This is a genomic window from Natronobiforma cellulositropha (genome assembly GCF_025629245.1).
In the GTDB taxonomy this organism is placed as follows: domain Archaea; phylum Halobacteriota; class Halobacteria; order Halobacteriales; family Natrialbaceae; genus Natronobiforma; species Natronobiforma cellulositropha.
Genome location: NZ_JANZXN010000029.1, coordinates 37,053 through 51,899 on the forward strand (window position 1 = coordinate 37,053; position 14,847 = coordinate 51,899).

The following is a 14,847-nucleotide window of genomic DNA, read 5'->3' on the forward strand; positions in this document are numbered from 1 at the left end:
AGTGGGGCGTCTGACGGCCGACTCAGGTCGTCGCACCGCCGTTGCCGGCGGCGACCGTGCCGACCTGTGAGACCACCAGCGCGGTCGTGAGCAGAGCACCCGTGAGCCGTGGGTGCTCGAGCAGGAACGTTCGGATCGGTGTCTTCGTATCGGACATCGCGACCTACCAACGTCGTGAACGATCTTATATCTAGCGCCGCGTGTCTGTCACGTTTGCCGACCGGTTCTCGGCTGCTCGCCGGCTCTTCGTTACTTACGTGACTGTCTCGACCTGGCCTATCCGCGAGGTATTCGTAGCGCTCGCGCCTATGGCTGGAAATGATCGACGAGACCGCACTGTTCGACCCGACGAGCGACGGACACGCCGCTCGCACAACCAGACACACCTCGCCCCCGGTGTCCGGGCGTGACACCGACACCACTGGTCTCCCGGCGGGTGATCCCGGGTGACGCCGGCCGACCGACGCGGCTCCGTCGACGCCGATTCACCGCCGCTCGAGTACCAGCGACCGGTCGCGCCGACGTTTCGCCCCGACGACGACCGCCCCGGTCTCACCGTCGTCGACCCCGTGAGAAACAAGCGCTATCCGCTGCAGACGTCCGACCCCGTGACCCTCCACGAGAGTGACCCCGACGCGTTCTGCGTTCCCGTCGACGTGGCGACGGCGTTTACGGCCGCGTCGCTGTTGTTGCCGTACGTCGTCCCGACGGTCGTCCGCGACCGCCACGGCCGGATGCTCACCGAGGTCGAACACAACGCCTACGAACCGCTCGGCGACGGCGAGTACCACCTCGAGTTGATGACGCCGATCAGGCTCTGCCTGCGTGTCGAGGGGCCGCTCACCATCGCCTCCTCGGACCGGCGGCTGGCGTTCGCCTTCGATGGCCCGACGCGCCTCCACCTCGGCGCACGCTCACCGCACGAGCGCCCGGCGGCCACCGTCACGACCACGACCGAACCAGCGGCCCTCGCGGCGGCCGTCTCGACGTTCGGCTCCGCGCTGAAGACGACGAGCCCCGAGCGCTCGCTGCCGACGCTGCGCGGCCACCCGCCCCGCCTGGAACTCGGCGACGCCCTCGAGATTCCAGCCACCGTCGAACCACCGGCGACGGGGGTCAGGCTCGTCGTCCCCGACGACCGGGCGGCCGTCTACGCGGCGAGTTCGCTCGCGTACTACCTGGGCGCGACCGTCACCGTCGGCGACGAGCCACGCCTCGAGACCGACCGTGGGTTCACCCACCCGCTCGGGAGGGGTGGACCGGCGTTCGAACGCTCGCTCGAGGAAGTCCTCGAGCAGCTGTTTTTCGTGGACTGTCTCGTCCGGACGGAGGGGCTGTACCGGATCGACCTCGACGAGCGCCACGCCGTCGAAGAGCGTCTCGACGCCGACTTCACCGAACTGTACCACATGGACCTCTCTGCACGCCTCGAAGCGTATCTCTCGCTCCCGTTCGAGGCGGTCGCCGACGTCTTCCCACCCTGGCAGCTGGTGACGCACGTCACCGACGACCCCGAGAACGCCCGTCTGTTACCGTTTCTCGCGAACGACCTCTCGATTATCCGGAGCGGAGACACCGACACCCCCTCGAGCGCTGGCCCACCCGCGCTCGGTCTCGAGGAATTCGTCCGGTCTGCCGCACCGTCGGACAGCGCCGGTCTCGGTCTCGACGCGTTCGTCTCGCCGCCCGAAACCGACGCCATCGAACAGGCCTGGGCGGGACCTGGCGTCCCAGTCGGGGCGAACAAACTCCTCCCGGCGGGCTTCGAACACGGACTCACCGCGGCGGCCTCGAGCGACCGCATCGAGATCACGATCGTCTGTAACGACCCGCGGATGCTCGCGGAGGTCGACGGGGTGGCCTACGGCGACCGGGAGGAACTGCCCTTCGACGTCACGGTTCACCGGGAGGTGACGGTCGAGGAGTTACGCGGGATTTTCGCGGCCGATACCGACTTCGTACACTACGTCGGCCACGTCGAGGACGGTGCGTTCGTCTGCCGGGACGGAACGCTTCCAGCGGAGTCGCTGACCGACGTGGGCGTCGACTTCTTCCTGCTCAACGGCTGTCTCTCCTACGAGATCGGCGTCGAGTTGATCGAGGCGGGCAGCGTCGGCGGCATCGTCACGGTGAGCGAGGTCGGCAACCCGGACGCGGTGGCCGTCGGCCGCCTCGTCGCCCGCCTCCTCAACACGGGCTTTACGCTCCGCTCTGCGGTCGACGTCGCCCGGTCGTACCGGCTGGTCGGCGCGCAGTACGTCGTCGTCGGCGACGGTGGCGCGGCGGTCACCCAGTCGGGCGGCGGCGTCCCGAACGTCTGTCACGTCGAGTCCGCCGACACCGACGGGGACCGGCCCTACCGCGTCCGTCTCCAGCTCTACCACTGTTCGGACACCGGCATGGGTTCGGCGTACATCCCCTACATCGACGGCATCGACCGCTACTTCCTCGTCGGCGGCGAACTCCCGACGCTCTCACTGTCCGGGTCGGCGCTCACTCGCTTCCTCCGACTCGAGGGTATCCCGGTCGAGTTCGACGGCGAGTGGTACTGGTCGACTGACGAGGTATTCGAAGAACTGTAGCTCCTCTTTCAGCTGATCACTCCGCCGTTTCCGGTCGGGTACACGATCGCCTGCGAGAGGATCAGTGTGGCACCGAAGGCGGCGCTCAGTACTCGTGGGTGACTCTGGAGAACCGACCGAACGTACGCTGCTTGCTTCGACATCACTCCACGGTGAGCGCCGGCCGGTAATAGCTGTATCTCAGTAAACCCTGAACGAGAGCCACTAGCGTTGATACGTCCGCGTCGGTGTGTTATCGCCGACATTCTCTCGACTATCTATGTACTCTCTCTACCGTATAGCATTCGTCAACTGACGCGCTCTCCGACACTGCGGATCGTTCGCGTGTCCTTCGATAGCACATATCCTGTGGGAAACCTTTTACTCACTCGCCTGCTATCGCTCACCCATGACCCGTGACCGGGCCCTCCTCGAGCGGGCCCTGGAACGTGGCGAACAGGACGGTGGCAGCGTCGAATTCAAAGAACGCCTCGCTCGAGACGTTCACCTGGTCGACGGCCGACGGGAGAGTCTGGCTGCCCAACTTCGCCACCGCGTCCTCTCCGGTGAGGGCGAGGCGACCTACGTCGTCGGCGTCACCGACGACGGCGGTCTCGCCGGTATCGACCCCGACACCTTCTCCGAGACGATGGACGTCCTCTCGTTGCTGGCCGAGGAGGCCGACGCCCACATCGCCGACGTCGACACCTGGGGTATCGGCGGCGGCCTGGTCGGTCTCGCGACGGTCTGCGATGGGGCCGTCCTCGAGAGCGACGACCAGCACATCGTCGTCGGCACGGCCGGCCACGTCGACCACGGCAAGAGTACGCTCGTCGGCTCGCTCGTCACCGGACGGGCGGACGACGGCGACGGACAGACGCGCGCCTACCTCGACGTCCAGCCCCACGAGGTCGAACGCGGTCTCTCCGCGGACCTCTCCTACGCCGTCTACGGCTTCGACGAGGACGGACCCGTCCACGTCAGAAATCCCGACCGGAAGGCCGACCGGGCACAGATCGTCGAAGCGGCCGACCGCCTGGTCTCGTTCGTCGACACCGTCGGCCACGAACCCTGGCTCCGGACGACCATCCGCGGCCTGGTCGGCCAGAAACTCGACTACGGCCTGCTCGTCGTCGCCGCCGACGACGGCCCGACGCGGACGACGCGCGAACACCTCGGCGTCCTGCTCGCGACGGAACTGCCCACCCTCGTCGCCATCACCAAGGTCGACGCCGTCTCCGAGGAACGCGCAGACGAGGTCGAACGCGAGGTCGAACGCCTCCTGCGCGAGGTCGGCAAATCACCCCTCCGGGTCGCCCGCCACGGCGTCGACGCCGCACTCGAGGAGATCAGCGAGACCGTCGTTCCCATCGTCGAGACCAGCGCGGTCACGATGGCCGGTCTCGACCACCTCGACGACCTCTTCTCTCGCCTGCCGAAGACCGGCGACGACGACGGCGAGTTCCGCATGTACGTCGACCGGAGCTACTCGGTCACCGGCGTCGGTGCCGTCGCCTCCGGCACCGTCATGTCCGGCGAGGTCGAAGCCGGTGACGAACTCCTCCTCGGACCGATGGCCGACGGCCGTTTCCTCGAGGTCGAGGTCCGCTCGATCGAGATGCACTACCACCGCGTCGACCGGGCGCGCGCCGGCCGGATCGTCGGCATCGCGCTCAAAGGTGTCAAAGAGAGCGCGATCGAACGCGGCATGGTCCTCCTGCCCGCCGACGCCGACCCGACGCCCGTCAGGGAGTTCGACGCCGAAGTGATGGTGCTCAACCACCCCACCCGGATCGGCGACGGCTACGAGCCGGTCGTCCACGTCGAGACCATCGGCGAGGCCGCCGCCTTCTACCCCGAGAATGGGCGCTTACTCCCCGGCGACACCGGCGAGACCCGCGTCCGCTTCAAGTTCCGCCCCTACCTCCTCGAGGAGGGCCAGAAGTTCGTCTTCCGCGAGGGCAGAAGCAAAGGCGTCGGCACCGTCACCGGCGTCCACCCGCTCGAGTGACGCTCAGGTCACGACTCGCGGCTGTAGCCGTCGCCGTCTCGCTCGACGAGCTCCAGGAGTACCGCCCACTCGAGCAGCCGCCGAACCCGCTCGCCCCAGACCTCCTCGAGCCGATCGCCGTAGCGGTGGCGCTCGTAGGCGGGGACTTCGTCGCGAAAGCGCGCGAAGACGGTCTCGCTCGAGCGTGGCTCACCGGCATCGGCGAGGATCTCGAGCACTCGCTCAGCGCCGTAGACGCGCTCGCGAAACGCCCGCTGGAGGTGGTCGCGCTCGACCTCGCGTCGGACCCGGGTGAACCCTGAAGGCCCTTCCTCGGCGAGCTCGAGCGCCCGCAGGAACGTCAGCCAGGTGCGTGCCTCGTCGCGGTGGGTGATCCCCGCGCGGTCCATGATTCGGGCACAGCAGTCGTCTTCGCTCCCTGGGACGAGCGGAACGGCCCGGTGGACGGTCTCGAGGAACGCGAGGTCGGCCGGTGGCTGTGGGAGGAGTTTGAACTGCATCGCTCAGACACTGCCGTCGATCGCGAACGACTCGGCGAGTATCGCCTCGTCCGTCTCGCCGAAGGCGTAGGTCGGCCCGCCGAGGACGTCGATGGTGACCGTCGCGGGGGCGAACAGTTCGGGTTCGGCCTGGTCGAACTCCCACTCCATCTCGTCGAACACTTCGACGAACGGGCGGCCGTACGCCGAGGCTGCCGTCGAGGCGACCTCGTCGAACCGGTCGAAATCCTGCGTGACGACCAGGTGGGCGCGGCCGCCGTAGGCGATGGCGTCGTTCGTCCGCGCGATGGCCGTCGCCTCGTCGGCTGCGACCGGGGCGACCGGCGCACGCCCGCTCGCGGAGACGATCTCGAGCGGGTCGTAGCCGAGTTCGCTCAGCCGGAACGTCGCCAGCTCGGCCGCTCGAGCCGCGTTCGTCACGCTCCCGGCGACGCTCGCCGTCGGGAAGGTGAGGAGGTAGATGCTCGTCGGCTCGACCTCACAGAGGTCAGCGACCTGCGCTGCGGCGGTCTCGGTCGGGCGCTGGTCGGTCTCGACGGCGAGCGCAGTCAGGTCGAAGGCGTCGACGTAGCCGATGCGCTGGAACTCGTCTTCCTCGGCGACGAGCGCCCGGGCGGGACCGCTGCCGAGTCCGCTGAAGTCCTCGGTCTCGAGTTCCCAGCTCGCCTTCTGTGAACACAGAAACGAGAGCGCCGGCTGATCGCTCGAGAGTTCGATGTAGGGAACCGTCGCCCCACCGATGGTGTCGAGTCCGCGCCCGGGCGTCGCCAGCCCGGCGGTCTGGACCTCGGTCAGGAGCAATCCGGCTTCGATGCCGCCCGCGAACTCCTGGCCGAAGTCGAGCACCGTCGTGCCGTTCTCGAGTTCGTACGCCCCGACACCGAGTTCCTCGGCGTACTCGAGCGCCTCGTCGACCAGTTCGATGGCCATCCGGTTGAGACTGTTCATACCCGTCCTTTTCCGCTCCCGCCTAAAACCGTTTGGCAGTCCGCCGCCCGTCTACCGCCCGCTCAGACGACGACCTCGTAGCCCGCGTCTTCGACCGTCGTCTCGAGCGTCTCGGCGTCGACCGTCGACTCGTCGTGGCTGACACGGACCATACCGCTCTCGTGGCTCGCACTCGCCGACGAGACGCCGGAGAGTGCCTCGAGCGCGTCAGTCACGGTCTCTTCACAGCCGCCACACGCCATGCCACCGACGGAGAGTGTCGTCTCGTCCATACGCCGGCTACTCGCTCGTGCCTGTTGAGCGTGTCGCTCGCCTCGCTCACGCACCGTCGTCTGCGTTCGCCGCCGGCCGCCCGAGGTGGTCTTCGACGGCGGCGACTTTCTCGGCTGCCGTCTGCTCGCTCGTGCGCTTGTCGTCGACCTTCAACAGCGTACTCACCCGGTCGGCGTCGACCGCGTCGTGGGCCGCCTGGACCGCCGCAAACAACTCGTCGGTACTCGCCGCCTCGATCGTCGTCCCCATCGGCGTCGTCTCGTAGCTCACGTCGAAGCCCTCGAGCGCGTCGACGGCCTTCGCGACCTCGCCGGACATGCTGTCTTCGATCACCGGTGCGACCGACAGGAACGCGATCACTGTCATACCTCCACCGACGACAGCGAAGAGAAAATAGCTACTGCTCCGAGAGTGGCTGTTCGTTTCGCACCGACGCTCGCTCGAGCGGCGGCGTGTCTGGGTCGTGCGGGCGCGGCGCGTGTTCGGGCGGGTAGATGAACACCGTCCCGTCGGCGTAGACGTACACCGCGTGCTCGAGCGCGGTGAACGCGACGTGTCCCCCCACTCGCCGCGTCCCGTCCGCTTTCGGGCTGAAGAGTCGCTCGAGTGCGTCCGGGTCGATGCTGTCGTAGAGGGAGAACTCCCCCTGGGAGACGTCGACGTCTGCGACCGTCGCGATGGCGTGGACGAGCGCCGTCGGTAACGTCGCGCTGCCCCCGGGGTCGTAGCGGTAGACGTACCGGTCGTTCGACTGATCGAAAGTCGGCCCCCCTTCGTCGGTCGGCTGTGTGGATTCGGAGTACATCGTTCGGTTTCCGGTGCAATCGACGGTTGACTCGTACCTCACCGGTGTACAAAAGTCGTTCGCCCGCAGACTCGGCCGCTGCGACAGACTGCCAGCCGTTCTGGCGTGTCGCTACGCTCGCTGCCTGGCGACTCTCTCAGCACGGCTCCGATTCGTTCACAGCTCCGAACGGTCCTGCTCGAGCGCCGCGAGATACGGCTCGAGCTGTCCACACCGGTCAGTCTTCGTCACCCGCCCCCGCTCGTGGTCGAACGCCACGACGCCGTAGTCGTCGAGCATCGGCAGGTGGACGTGAACGAGCGAACAGACCACGCCCGTCTCGACGTCGCTCGAGACGCTCTCGAGCGACCGCCCACACTCCTCGCGAACGACGGCGGCGGCGACGTCGCCGACGCTGCGTGGCCTCGGAGACCGGACGAGACACTCGAGGACCAGGCGGCGGCGACGGTGACGACACAACTCGAACAGCGAGGACGTGTCCAGTCGGCGGGCGGCCATTGTGTACCGTACATCGGAGAACGTCCGGATGAGCCTACGGACTGTATGTACAACCTTTTATCACTCCTCGCCGGCCGACGGCGGCGTGACGACGAGCGTATTCCCGATCAGTTTCTCGTAGCCGCGGTTGAGTCGCTGGGAGACCGACTGCTGTGAGATGCCGAGTTCCGCGGCGACGTCGGTGAGCGTCACGTCCGAGCGTCCGTAGTAGCCGAGCTCCCACGTCGTCACCAGCGCCTCGTGCTGTTTCGGCGTCAGCTCGAACTGGCTCCCGGTCCGTGGCTGGGAGAGTTCGTGTAACTGCGTCAGCTGGAACGGGATGTCGGCCGCTGCGCAGTGGCTCTGGAACTGCTCGAGTCGCTCGCGGTCGTCGAAACGCATCCGCAACTCCCACCGGTCGCGGTGGCCGCTCGCCTCGAGAATCGTCGCCTCAACCTGTGTGTAGGCGTAGACGATCGATTCGATGTTCTCGGTCCAGCTCGCCCGATAGAGCGTCGCCTCTTCGAACTCGTCTAGCTCCGTCAGCCCCTCGACCGAGGGGTCGTTCTCGATCGCTTCGGCGACCGTCTCACGATCCTCCCCCGATGCCCAGAAGTACGGCGTGAGCACCTCCTCGGTGGCGGCGACCCGCTCGATCTCGATCACGACGTCGGGTGTCGCCTGCAGCGTCCGGTACAACGCGAACGCCTCGGCCGGAACGGTGAACTCGCCGTAGAGACTCATCACTCGCGTATCGGAGGCCTCGAGTAAATACGTCGTGGCTGTCCGTGTGACCGGTCTCCATCCGGAACGGTTCCGACGGGTGGACTGTGACGCGCTCGAGGACGTCGCTCGCGGAGTGAATTCGGAAGAAGTGCGTTGACTGGGATTTGAACTACTCCTGAGAACCCGCTCGCTTCGCTCGCGGAACCTCAGTATACTTCAAATCCCACTGGTACGACGTTCCCGAATTCGTCGTACTCGCGACACGCTGCGCGGTCGCTCGCGGAGTGAATTCGGAAGAAGTGCGTTGACTGGGATTTGAACCACGCCCAGACGGTCCTGCTCGCCTCACGTCGTTCGGCTGTGCGGGCTGCGACTGGTCTGATTCAAATCCCCGGACTATTCTTCGAACACGGATACTCGCGGTGCGATGCACCGCTCGTGAAAGTTGTGTTCGAAGAAGTGCGTTGACTGGGATTTGAACCCAGGTTGTGACCATGGCAAGGTCACGTGATACCACTACACTATCAACGCCCTGTTGCACTTTCTACTATCTCGGAGGGATGTATAAGGGTTGCGAATTGGGGCGGCTGAGTGACCTCGAGTCACGTCACTCGAGACCACGTCACAACCGGCCGACGGCGCGGTCTCGAGCGCCGGCAGAAAGTGCTTCTCACGTGCGCACACGGGCGGCCGATCACTGCTCCTATCACCCCGACTCGAGGGTGGGTGTTCGTACTCGAGATCGCCCGCCCACACCGGTGCACATCACCGTCCGTGACAGTGGCTTCGATTAGCACGTTTTCGGCCCTGTGAGGCGTTCACAGGCCAGGATTCAATCCGCTACTCTTTTAAGAGCTTGTACACAAGGATCGCTACAGTCTAGTGAGACGGCACCGAAGCGCCACGGTATGACCGTTAGCGTGCTCGTGCCGTCGTCGATCGTCCGTGAAGCCGAGGACAAACGCGAGGCAACTCGTAAACTCGGGTACGTCGCCCGTGCGGCGACGATCTTCCGGGCAGACCGCCTCGTCGTCTTCCACGATACGGAAGGCGAGCGGCGATACGACGGCACGTTCGTCGACACCGTGTTGCGGTACGCCGCGACGCCACCCTACCTCCGACAGGAGGCCTGGGACAGACGCGACGAACTCGAGTACGTCGGTGTCTTACCGCCGTTGCGGGCCGTCTCACAGACCGGCTCCGAATCGAACGGTTCGGGGTCGTTAAGACAAGGGATCGTGACCGAGGTCGGACCTGACGGACGCGTCCGGGTCAATTGCGGACTGCAACACCCGATCGCTCTCAACACGCCTCCATCGATGGAGGTCGAGGTGGGCGAGCGCGTACCCATCAGGATCTCTTCGCGACGACCGGTTCGTGCGAAACTCGTCGACGGCCCCCTCCCGGGGCTGTCGGTCGAGCGGGCGGACCTATCGGCAACACTCGGCCGTGAGGACGCCGGCGTTCGCATCGCAGCCTCCCGATTCGGTGAGCAACTCACCGTCGGGAGACTCGAGACGCTGGCCGGACGGCTCGAGCGCGACGGGATGACCGTCGCGTTCGGCTCGCCCGAGAGAGGGTTGCCGGACATCCTCGGAATCGAGGTGTCACCTGGCCCAGACGGCAGGGACAGAGTCGAACCCACAGCAGCGGACGACCTGGGGTTCGACCTCTGGCTAAACACGATTCCGAACCAGGGAAGCGAAACCGTGCGAACGGAAGAAGCGATGTTCGCCACCCTCGCTTCCCTCTCACTCACAGCGTGATAGAATGCCACAACCAAACGCACCACGCAAAGGCTCACTCGGGTTCGGCCCACGAAAGCGTGCGACCAGCGAGGTCCCACGGTTCAGTTCGTGGCCGGACGACGACGGACAGCCGACGCTCCAGGGTTTCGCGGGCTACAAGGCCGGTATGACCCACGTGGTGATGATCGACGACAAAGCGAACTCGTCGACCGAAGGGATGGAACGGACCATCCCCGTCACCATCGTGGAGACGCCGCCAATGCGCGCCGTCGCCCTGCGTGCGTACGAAGATACACCGTACGGAAAGCGCCCACTCACCGAAGTCTGGACCACCGAGTTCGACGACGAACTCGACCGTGTCCTCGACGTTCCCGGTGACGAGTACGACGCCGATGCTGCCGAAGCCGAGCTTCGGGAGGCCCTCGAGGAGGGTCGCATCGGTGACGTACGCGTCATCACTCACACGGTGCCCGGCACGATTCCGTCGGTGCCCAAGAAGAAACCCGACGTCATGGAAACGCGCGTCGGCGGCGGCTCTCTCGAGGAGCGCGTCGACTTCGCGCTCGAACTCGTCGCAGACGGCGGCGAGCACACCATGAACGACGTCTTCCGTGCTGGCGAGTACGTCGATGCCAGCGGCGTCACGAAGGGGAAAGGTACCCAGGGTCCCGTCAAACGCTGGGGCGTCCAGAAACGCAAGGGCAAACACGCCCGGCAAGGCTGGCGCCGCCGCATCGGGAACCTCGGTCCCTGGAACCCTTCCCGGGTCCGCTCGACGGTCCCCCAGCAGGGTCAGACCGGCTACCACCAGCGGACGGAACTCAACAAGCGCCTCATCGCCGTCGGCGATGGCGCGGACGCGACGGTCGACGGTGGCTTCGTCAACTACGGCGAAGTCGACGGACCGCACGCGTTGATCAAGGGTTCGCTCCCCGGGCCGAACAAGCGCCTCGTGCGCCTTCGCCCGGCGATCCGACCTGGAGACCAGCCACGCCTCGACCCCGAGGTTCGCTTCGTCTCCACCGCATCTAACCAGGGATAATCCATGCAGGCTACAGTACGTGACCTGGACGGCGGCGAGGCGGGATCGGTCGACCTCCCGGCGGTCTTCGAGACGGAGTACCGCCCGGACGTCATCGCTCGCGCCGTACGCGCCGCCCAGGCCAACCGAAGACAGGACTACGGTGCCGACGAGTTCGCTGGCATGCGCACGCCGGCGGAGTCACTCGGAAGCGGCCGCGGACTCGCTCACGTCCCCCGACAGAACGGACGCGCACGCCGCGTCCCTCATGCGGTTTCGGGACGCAGAGCGCACCCGCCGAAGGCCGAGGCAGACCGGTCCGAATCGATCAACAAGAAAGAACGACAGCTCGCGACCCGGAGCGCCATCGCCGCGACGGCCGACGCAGAACTCGTCGCCGCCCGCGGACACCGCTTCGACGAGGAGACCGAGATTCCGCTCGTCGTCTCGGACGAGTTCGAGGATCTGACGAAGACGAAGGAGGTCGTCTCCTTCCTCGAGTCGGTCGGTCTCGACGCCGACATCGAGCGCGCCGAGGACGGACGCAGCGTCCGCTCGGGACAGGGCAAACTCCGCGGTCGGAAGTACAAACAGCCCACCTCGATCCTCTTCGTCACCTCGAGCGAGACCGGTCCGTCGCGCGCCGCCCGCAATCTGGCGGGTGCCGACGTCGCGACCGCTCGCGAGGTGTGTGCAGAGGACCTCGCGCCGGGCACCCAGGCCGGTCGCCTGACCGTCTGGACCGAGAGCGCACTCGAGGAGGTGGCCGACCGATGAGCGGAATCATCCGGTACCCCCTCGTGACGGAGAAGGCGATGAACGACATGGACTTCGAGAACAAACTCCAGTTCATCGTTCACGTCGACGCCTCGAAGCCGGAGATCCGAGACGCCGTCGAGGAGCGCTTCGAAGTGAGCGTCGACGACGTCAACACGCAGATCACGATGAACGGCCAGAAGAAAGCAACCGTACGACTCGCTGACGAGGACGACGCACAGGAAGTCGCCTCGCGAATCGGGGTGTTCTGACCATGGGACGACGAATCCAGGGTCAACGCCGCGGTCGCGGGACGCCGACGTTCCGTGCGCCGAGCCACCGCTACAAGGCGAAACTCGACCACAAGAAGCCCGAAGACACGGACGTCATCAGCGGGACGGTCGTCGACGTCGAACACGACCCGGCGCGGTCTGCGCCGGTCGTCGCGGTGGAGTTCGACGACGGAGACCAGCGCCTGATCCTCGCGCCGGAGGGCGTGAGCGTCGGCGACGAGATTCAGATCGGCATCTCCGCGGAGATCAAGCCCGGCAACACGCTGCCGCTGGCCGAGATCCCCGAGGGGGTCCCCGTCTGTAACGTCGAAGGCAAGCCAGGTGACGGTGGGAAGTTCGCACGCGCCTCGGGCGTCAACGCGGACCTGATCACCCACGACCGCCACGCGGCGGTCGTCCAGTTGCCCAGTGGCGAGGTCAAGCGCCTCGATCCCAACTGCCGAGCGACCATCGGCGTCGTCGCCGGTGGTGGGCGAACGGAGAAGCCGTTCGTCAAGGCAGGGAAGAAGTACCACAAGATGCGCGCCCGCGGGACGAAGTACCCGCGCGTTCGCGGGGTCGCGATGAACGCCGTCGACCACCCGTTCGGTGGCGGTGGCCGCCAGCACCCCGGCCGACCCAAATCCGTCTCTCGGCACGCGCCGCCGGGACGGAAGGTGGGTGACATTTCCTCGCGCCGCACCGGCCGAGGTGGTAACAAATGAGTTCGGAGTTCCGTACCGGCCGCGAGGGTGAGGAGTTCACCTACCGCGGTTACACGCTAGACGAACTCCAGGAGATGGACCTGGAGGACGTCGCAGCACTGCTCCCCGCACGCAAGCGGCGAAGTATCGAGCGCGGCCTCACCACAGAGCAACAGAAACTGCTCGAGAAGGCCCGCAGCAAGGACGAAAACGAGACGGCGAACTCGCCGATCAGAACGCACCTGCGCGACATGCCGGTGTTGCCCGAGTTCGTTGGACTGACGTTTGCGGTGTACAACGGCCAGTCTTTCGAGCGTGTGAAGGTCGATCCCGAGATGATCGGTCACTACCTCGGTGAGTTCCAGCTGACGCGAAACTCCGTCGAACACGGACAGGCCGGTATCGGTGCCACCCGTTCGTCGAAGTTCGTCCCACTGAAGTGATCGAATCATGGGAATCAACTACTCAGTCGATGCGGACCCGGAATCGACGGCCAAAGCGATGCTCCGGGAGCGTCACATGAGCCACAAGCACAGCAAGGAAATCGCCCGCGAGATCAAGGGTCTGACCGTCGCCGACGCCCAGGACTACCTGGCAGCCGTCGTCGACGGCGAGCGATCGGTCCCCTTCAAATCGCACAACAGCGGCGTTGGCCACCGATCGGACATCGACGGCTGGGACGCCGGTCGTTACCCGGAGAAGGCCAGCAAGGCGTTTCTCGACCTCCTCGAGAACGTCTCGTCGAACGCCGACCACCAAGGCTTCGACGGCGAGTCGATGGAGATCGTGCACGTCGCCGCCCACAAGGTCGGCGAGTCGCTCGGTCGCAAGCCCCGCGCGATGGGGCGGGCGAGCGCGTGGAACACGCCACAGGTCGACGTCGAGATCGTCGTCGCCGAACCCGAGGAGGACGATAACTAATGGCTGACGAACACCAGTTCATCGAAAACGGCCTGCAGCGTTCGCAGATCGACGAGTTCTTCGCCGAAGAACTCGGCCGCGCAGGCTACGGTGGTATGGACGTCGCGAAGACACCGATGGGAACCCAGATCGTCCTCAAGGCCGAGAAGCCCGGGATGGTCATCGGCAAAGGCGGGGAGAACATCCGGAAAGTGACGAGCGCACTCGAGACGAAGTTCGATCTCGACGACCCTCAGATCGACGTACAGGAGGTCGACGAGCCGGATCTCAACGCCCGTATCGTCGCCGACCGACTCGCGAACGCGCTCGAGCGTGGCTGGTACTTCCGCAAGGCGGGCCACACCACGATCGACCGCATCATGGACGCCGGCGCACTGGGTGCCGAGATCGTCCTCGCGGGGAAGGTCACCGGTGCGCGCTCGCGCGTCGAGAAGTTCAACCGCGGCTACATCAAACACAACGGCGAGCCGGCCGAAGAGATCGTCGACGAGGGCCAGGGCGTCGCCGTCATGAAACTCGGCACGATCGGTGTCACGGTGAAGATTATTCCGCCAGGGGCGGAGCTTCCCGACGACTTCCGTATCCACGACGACATCGACCCCGCAGAGGTCGTCCCCGAGGCCGTCGAGACCAACGAGGGCGTCGAGGAACTGCTCGAGACCGAACCCGACGTCGAAGACGAACCCGAGGCTGACGCCGAGGAGGAGACCGACGACGAGGACGCCGACATCGACGAAGAGGTCGTCGAAGAGGTGCTCGAGGAGGAGACCGACGACGAGGATGCCGAGGAAGCTGACGACGCAGCCGACGAAGACGACGAGGACCTCGAGGAACTCGACGAGGACGTCGAGACCGAAGCCGAAGAGCTGCTGGCCGAGATGGACGGCGAGGGTTCCGAGGGAGGTGAGAACTGATGGCGATCTTGCACGTCGCCGAGATTCGCGACATGACGCCCGCCGAACGCGAGGCGGAACTCGAGGAACTCGAGACCGAGTTGCTCAACGCGAAGGCCGTCCTCGCTGCCGGTGGTGCTCCGGAGAATCCGGGCGAAATCGGCGAACTCGGACGGACGATCGCTCGGGTCAAAACGATCCAGCGAGAAGAAGGCGACCTAGAGGAATAAG

General features: G+C 66.0%; 20 protein-coding genes and 1 tRNA gene. 12 read left to right on the forward strand and 9 right to left on the reverse strand.

Annotated features, from left to right (window positions below; translation table 11 throughout):
• Positions 1-22: 22 nt before the first annotated feature.
• Complete coding sequence (locus N0B15_RS12605) at positions 23-157, reverse strand: DUF7503 family protein (RefSeq protein WP_263020061.1); 135 nt, start codon at positions 155-157, stop codon at positions 23-25.
• 161 nt (positions 158-318) lie between these two features.
• Here N0B15_RS12605 and N0B15_RS12610 point away from each other — a divergent pair, with 161 nt between their 5' ends.
• The 3 genes from N0B15_RS12610 to N0B15_RS12620 all read left to right on the forward strand — a co-directional run bounded on the left by N0B15_RS12610 (position 319) and on the right by N0B15_RS12620 (position 4,572).
• Entirely contained in the window at positions 319-450 is a 132-nt protein-coding gene (locus tag N0B15_RS12610; RefSeq protein WP_263020062.1) for a hypothetical protein, read from the forward strand.
• On the forward strand, positions 447-2,582 hold the full coding sequence (locus N0B15_RS12615; RefSeq protein WP_263020063.1) for a hypothetical protein: 2,136 nt from the start codon (positions 447-449) through the stop codon (positions 2,580-2,582). The genes N0B15_RS12610 and N0B15_RS12615 overlap by 4 nt, the downstream gene beginning before the upstream one ends.
• Positions 2,583-2,970: 388 nt before the next feature.
• Positions 2,971-4,572, forward strand: coding sequence for a GTPBP1 family GTP-binding protein (locus N0B15_RS12620; RefSeq protein WP_263020064.1), 1,602 nt, complete (start codon positions 2,971-2,973; stop codon positions 4,570-4,572).
• Positions 4,573-4,580: 8 nt separating this feature from the next.
• Here N0B15_RS12620 and N0B15_RS12625 read toward each other — a convergent pair whose 3' ends face one another.
• The 8 genes from N0B15_RS12625 to N0B15_RS12660 form a co-directional block, all read right to left on the reverse strand.
• On the reverse strand, positions 4,581-5,072 hold the full coding sequence (locus N0B15_RS12625; protein ID WP_263020065.1) for a double winged helix-containing putative transcriptional regulator: 492 nt from the start codon (positions 5,070-5,072) through the stop codon (positions 4,581-4,583).
• A gap of 3 nt (positions 5,073-5,075) precedes the next feature.
• Positions 5,076-6,020 carry a methenyltetrahydromethanopterin cyclohydrolase gene (mch, locus tag N0B15_RS12630; RefSeq protein WP_263020066.1) on the reverse strand — a complete coding sequence of 315 codons (945 nt, stop codon included), beginning with the start codon at positions 6,018-6,020 and terminating at the stop codon, positions 5,076-5,078.
• Positions 6,021-6,082: 62 nt separating this feature from the next.
• Positions 6,083-6,292, reverse strand: coding sequence for a heavy-metal-associated domain-containing protein (locus N0B15_RS12635; RefSeq protein WP_263020067.1), 210 nt, complete (start codon positions 6,290-6,292; stop codon positions 6,083-6,085).
• Between the two features lie 46 nt (positions 6,293-6,338).
• On the reverse strand, positions 6,339-6,659 hold the full coding sequence (locus tag N0B15_RS12640) for an MTH1187 family thiamine-binding protein (RefSeq protein ID WP_263020068.1): 321 nt from the start codon (positions 6,657-6,659) through the stop codon (positions 6,339-6,341).
• Between the two features lie 31 nt (positions 6,660-6,690).
• On the reverse strand, positions 6,691-7,098 hold the full coding sequence (locus N0B15_RS12645; RefSeq protein ID WP_263020069.1) for a HalOD1 output domain-containing protein: 408 nt from the start codon (positions 7,096-7,098) through the stop codon (positions 6,691-6,693).
• A gap of 156 nt (positions 7,099-7,254) precedes the next feature.
• Positions 7,255-7,596, reverse strand: coding sequence for a DUF7344 domain-containing protein (locus N0B15_RS12650; protein WP_263020070.1), 342 nt, complete (start codon positions 7,594-7,596; stop codon positions 7,255-7,257).
• Between the two features lie 60 nt (positions 7,597-7,656).
• On the reverse strand, positions 7,657-8,319 hold the full coding sequence (locus tag N0B15_RS12655; protein WP_263020071.1) for a helix-turn-helix domain-containing protein: 663 nt from the start codon (positions 8,317-8,319) through the stop codon (positions 7,657-7,659).
• A gap of 442 nt (positions 8,320-8,761) precedes the next feature.
• A tRNA-Gly gene (locus N0B15_RS12660) sits at positions 8,762-8,832 on the reverse strand.
• A gap of 377 nt (positions 8,833-9,209) precedes the next feature.
• Here N0B15_RS12660 and N0B15_RS12665 point away from each other — a divergent pair.
• Genes N0B15_RS12665 through rpmC form a run of 9 tightly spaced genes read left to right on the forward strand, consistent with a single transcriptional unit; the run spans position 9,210 to position 14,846 of the window.
• Positions 9,210-10,067, forward strand: coding sequence for an RNA methyltransferase (locus tag N0B15_RS12665; protein ID WP_263020072.1), 858 nt, complete (start codon positions 9,210-9,212; stop codon positions 10,065-10,067).
• 4 nt (positions 10,068-10,071) lie between these two features.
• The gene (locus tag N0B15_RS12670) at positions 10,072-11,091 is read left to right on the forward strand and encodes a 50S ribosomal protein L3 (protein ID WP_263020073.1); all 1,020 of its coding nucleotides are present in this window, start codon (positions 10,072-10,074) and stop codon (positions 11,089-11,091) included.
• 3 nt (positions 11,092-11,094) lie between these two features.
• Entirely contained in the window at positions 11,095-11,847 is a 753-nt protein-coding gene (rpl4p, locus tag N0B15_RS12675) for a 50S ribosomal protein L4 (protein ID WP_263020074.1), read from the forward strand.
• On the forward strand, positions 11,844-12,098 hold the full coding sequence (locus N0B15_RS12680; RefSeq protein WP_263020075.1) for a 50S ribosomal protein L23: 255 nt from the start codon (positions 11,844-11,846) through the stop codon (positions 12,096-12,098). The genes rpl4p and N0B15_RS12680 overlap by 4 nt, the downstream gene beginning before the upstream one ends.
• Positions 12,099-12,100: 2 nt before the next feature.
• Positions 12,101-12,823 carry a 50S ribosomal protein L2 gene (locus tag N0B15_RS12685; RefSeq protein WP_263020076.1) on the forward strand — a complete coding sequence of 241 codons (723 nt, stop codon included), beginning with the start codon at positions 12,101-12,103 and terminating at the stop codon, positions 12,821-12,823.
• Complete coding sequence (locus N0B15_RS12690) at positions 12,820-13,245, forward strand: 30S ribosomal protein S19 (protein WP_263020077.1); 426 nt, start codon at positions 12,820-12,822, stop codon at positions 13,243-13,245. Before N0B15_RS12685 ends, N0B15_RS12690 begins: the two co-directional genes overlap by 4 nt.
• 7 nt (positions 13,246-13,252) lie before the next feature.
• Entirely contained in the window at positions 13,253-13,723 is a 471-nt protein-coding gene (locus tag N0B15_RS12695) for a 50S ribosomal protein L22 (protein WP_263020078.1), read from the forward strand.
• Positions 13,723-14,637, forward strand: a complete 915-nt coding sequence (locus N0B15_RS12700; protein WP_263020079.1) for a 30S ribosomal protein S3 — start codon at positions 13,723-13,725, stop codon at positions 14,635-14,637. Before N0B15_RS12695 ends, N0B15_RS12700 begins: the two co-directional genes overlap by 1 nt.
• Positions 14,637-14,846, forward strand: a complete 210-nt coding sequence (gene rpmC, locus N0B15_RS12705; RefSeq protein WP_263020080.1) for a 50S ribosomal protein L29 — start codon at positions 14,637-14,639, stop codon at positions 14,844-14,846. The genes N0B15_RS12700 and rpmC overlap by 1 nt, the downstream gene beginning before the upstream one ends.
• Position 14,847 lies beyond the last annotated feature (1 nt).

Excerpts from the sequence above, each read along its gene's own strand:
- N0B15_RS12605 (WP_263020061.1), bottom strand. The coding sequence starts at position 157 with ATGTCCGATACGAAGACACCGATCCGAACGTTCCTGCTCGAGCACCCA.
- N0B15_RS12610 (WP_263020062.1), top strand. The coding sequence starts at position 319 with ATGATCGACGAGACCGCACTGTTCGACCCGACGAGCGACGGACACGCC.
- N0B15_RS12620 (WP_263020064.1), top strand. The coding sequence starts at position 2,971 with ATGACCCGTGACCGGGCCCTCCTCGAGCGGGCCCTGGAACGTGGCGAA.
- N0B15_RS12625 (WP_263020065.1), bottom strand. The coding sequence starts at position 5,072 with ATGCAGTTCAAACTCCTCCCACAGCCACCGGCCGACCTCGCGTTCCTC.
- mch (WP_263020066.1), bottom strand. The coding sequence starts at position 6,020 with ATGAACAGTCTCAACCGGATGGCCATCGAACTGGTCGACGAGGCGCTC.
- N0B15_RS12635 (WP_263020067.1), bottom strand. The coding sequence starts at position 6,292 with ATGGACGAGACGACACTCTCCGTCGGTGGCATGGCGTGTGGCGGCTGT.
- N0B15_RS12640 (WP_263020068.1), bottom strand. The coding sequence starts at position 6,659 with ATGACAGTGATCGCGTTCCTGTCGGTCGCACCGGTGATCGAAGACAGC.
- N0B15_RS12645 (WP_263020069.1), bottom strand. The coding sequence starts at position 7,098 with ATGTACTCCGAATCCACACAGCCGACCGACGAAGGGGGGCCGACTTTC.
- N0B15_RS12650 (WP_263020070.1), bottom strand. The coding sequence starts at position 7,596 with ATGGCCGCCCGCCGACTGGACACGTCCTCGCTGTTCGAGTTGTGTCGT.
- N0B15_RS12655 (WP_263020071.1), bottom strand. The coding sequence starts at position 8,319 with ATGAGTCTCTACGGCGAGTTCACCGTTCCGGCCGAGGCGTTCGCGTTG.
- N0B15_RS12665 (WP_263020072.1), top strand. The coding sequence starts at position 9,210 with ATGACCGTTAGCGTGCTCGTGCCGTCGTCGATCGTCCGTGAAGCCGAG.
- N0B15_RS12670 (WP_263020073.1), top strand. The coding sequence starts at position 10,072 with ATGCCACAACCAAACGCACCACGCAAAGGCTCACTCGGGTTCGGCCCA.
- rpl4p (WP_263020074.1), top strand. The coding sequence starts at position 11,095 with ATGCAGGCTACAGTACGTGACCTGGACGGCGGCGAGGCGGGATCGGTC.
- N0B15_RS12680 (WP_263020075.1), top strand. The coding sequence starts at position 11,844 with ATGAGCGGAATCATCCGGTACCCCCTCGTGACGGAGAAGGCGATGAAC.
- N0B15_RS12685 (WP_263020076.1), top strand. The coding sequence starts at position 12,101 with ATGGGACGACGAATCCAGGGTCAACGCCGCGGTCGCGGGACGCCGACG.
- N0B15_RS12690 (WP_263020077.1), top strand. The coding sequence starts at position 12,820 with ATGAGTTCGGAGTTCCGTACCGGCCGCGAGGGTGAGGAGTTCACCTAC.
- N0B15_RS12695 (WP_263020078.1), top strand. The coding sequence starts at position 13,253 with ATGGGAATCAACTACTCAGTCGATGCGGACCCGGAATCGACGGCCAAA.
- N0B15_RS12700 (WP_263020079.1), top strand. The coding sequence starts at position 13,723 with ATGGCTGACGAACACCAGTTCATCGAAAACGGCCTGCAGCGTTCGCAG.
- rpmC (WP_263020080.1), top strand. The coding sequence starts at position 14,637 with ATGGCGATCTTGCACGTCGCCGAGATTCGCGACATGACGCCCGCCGAA.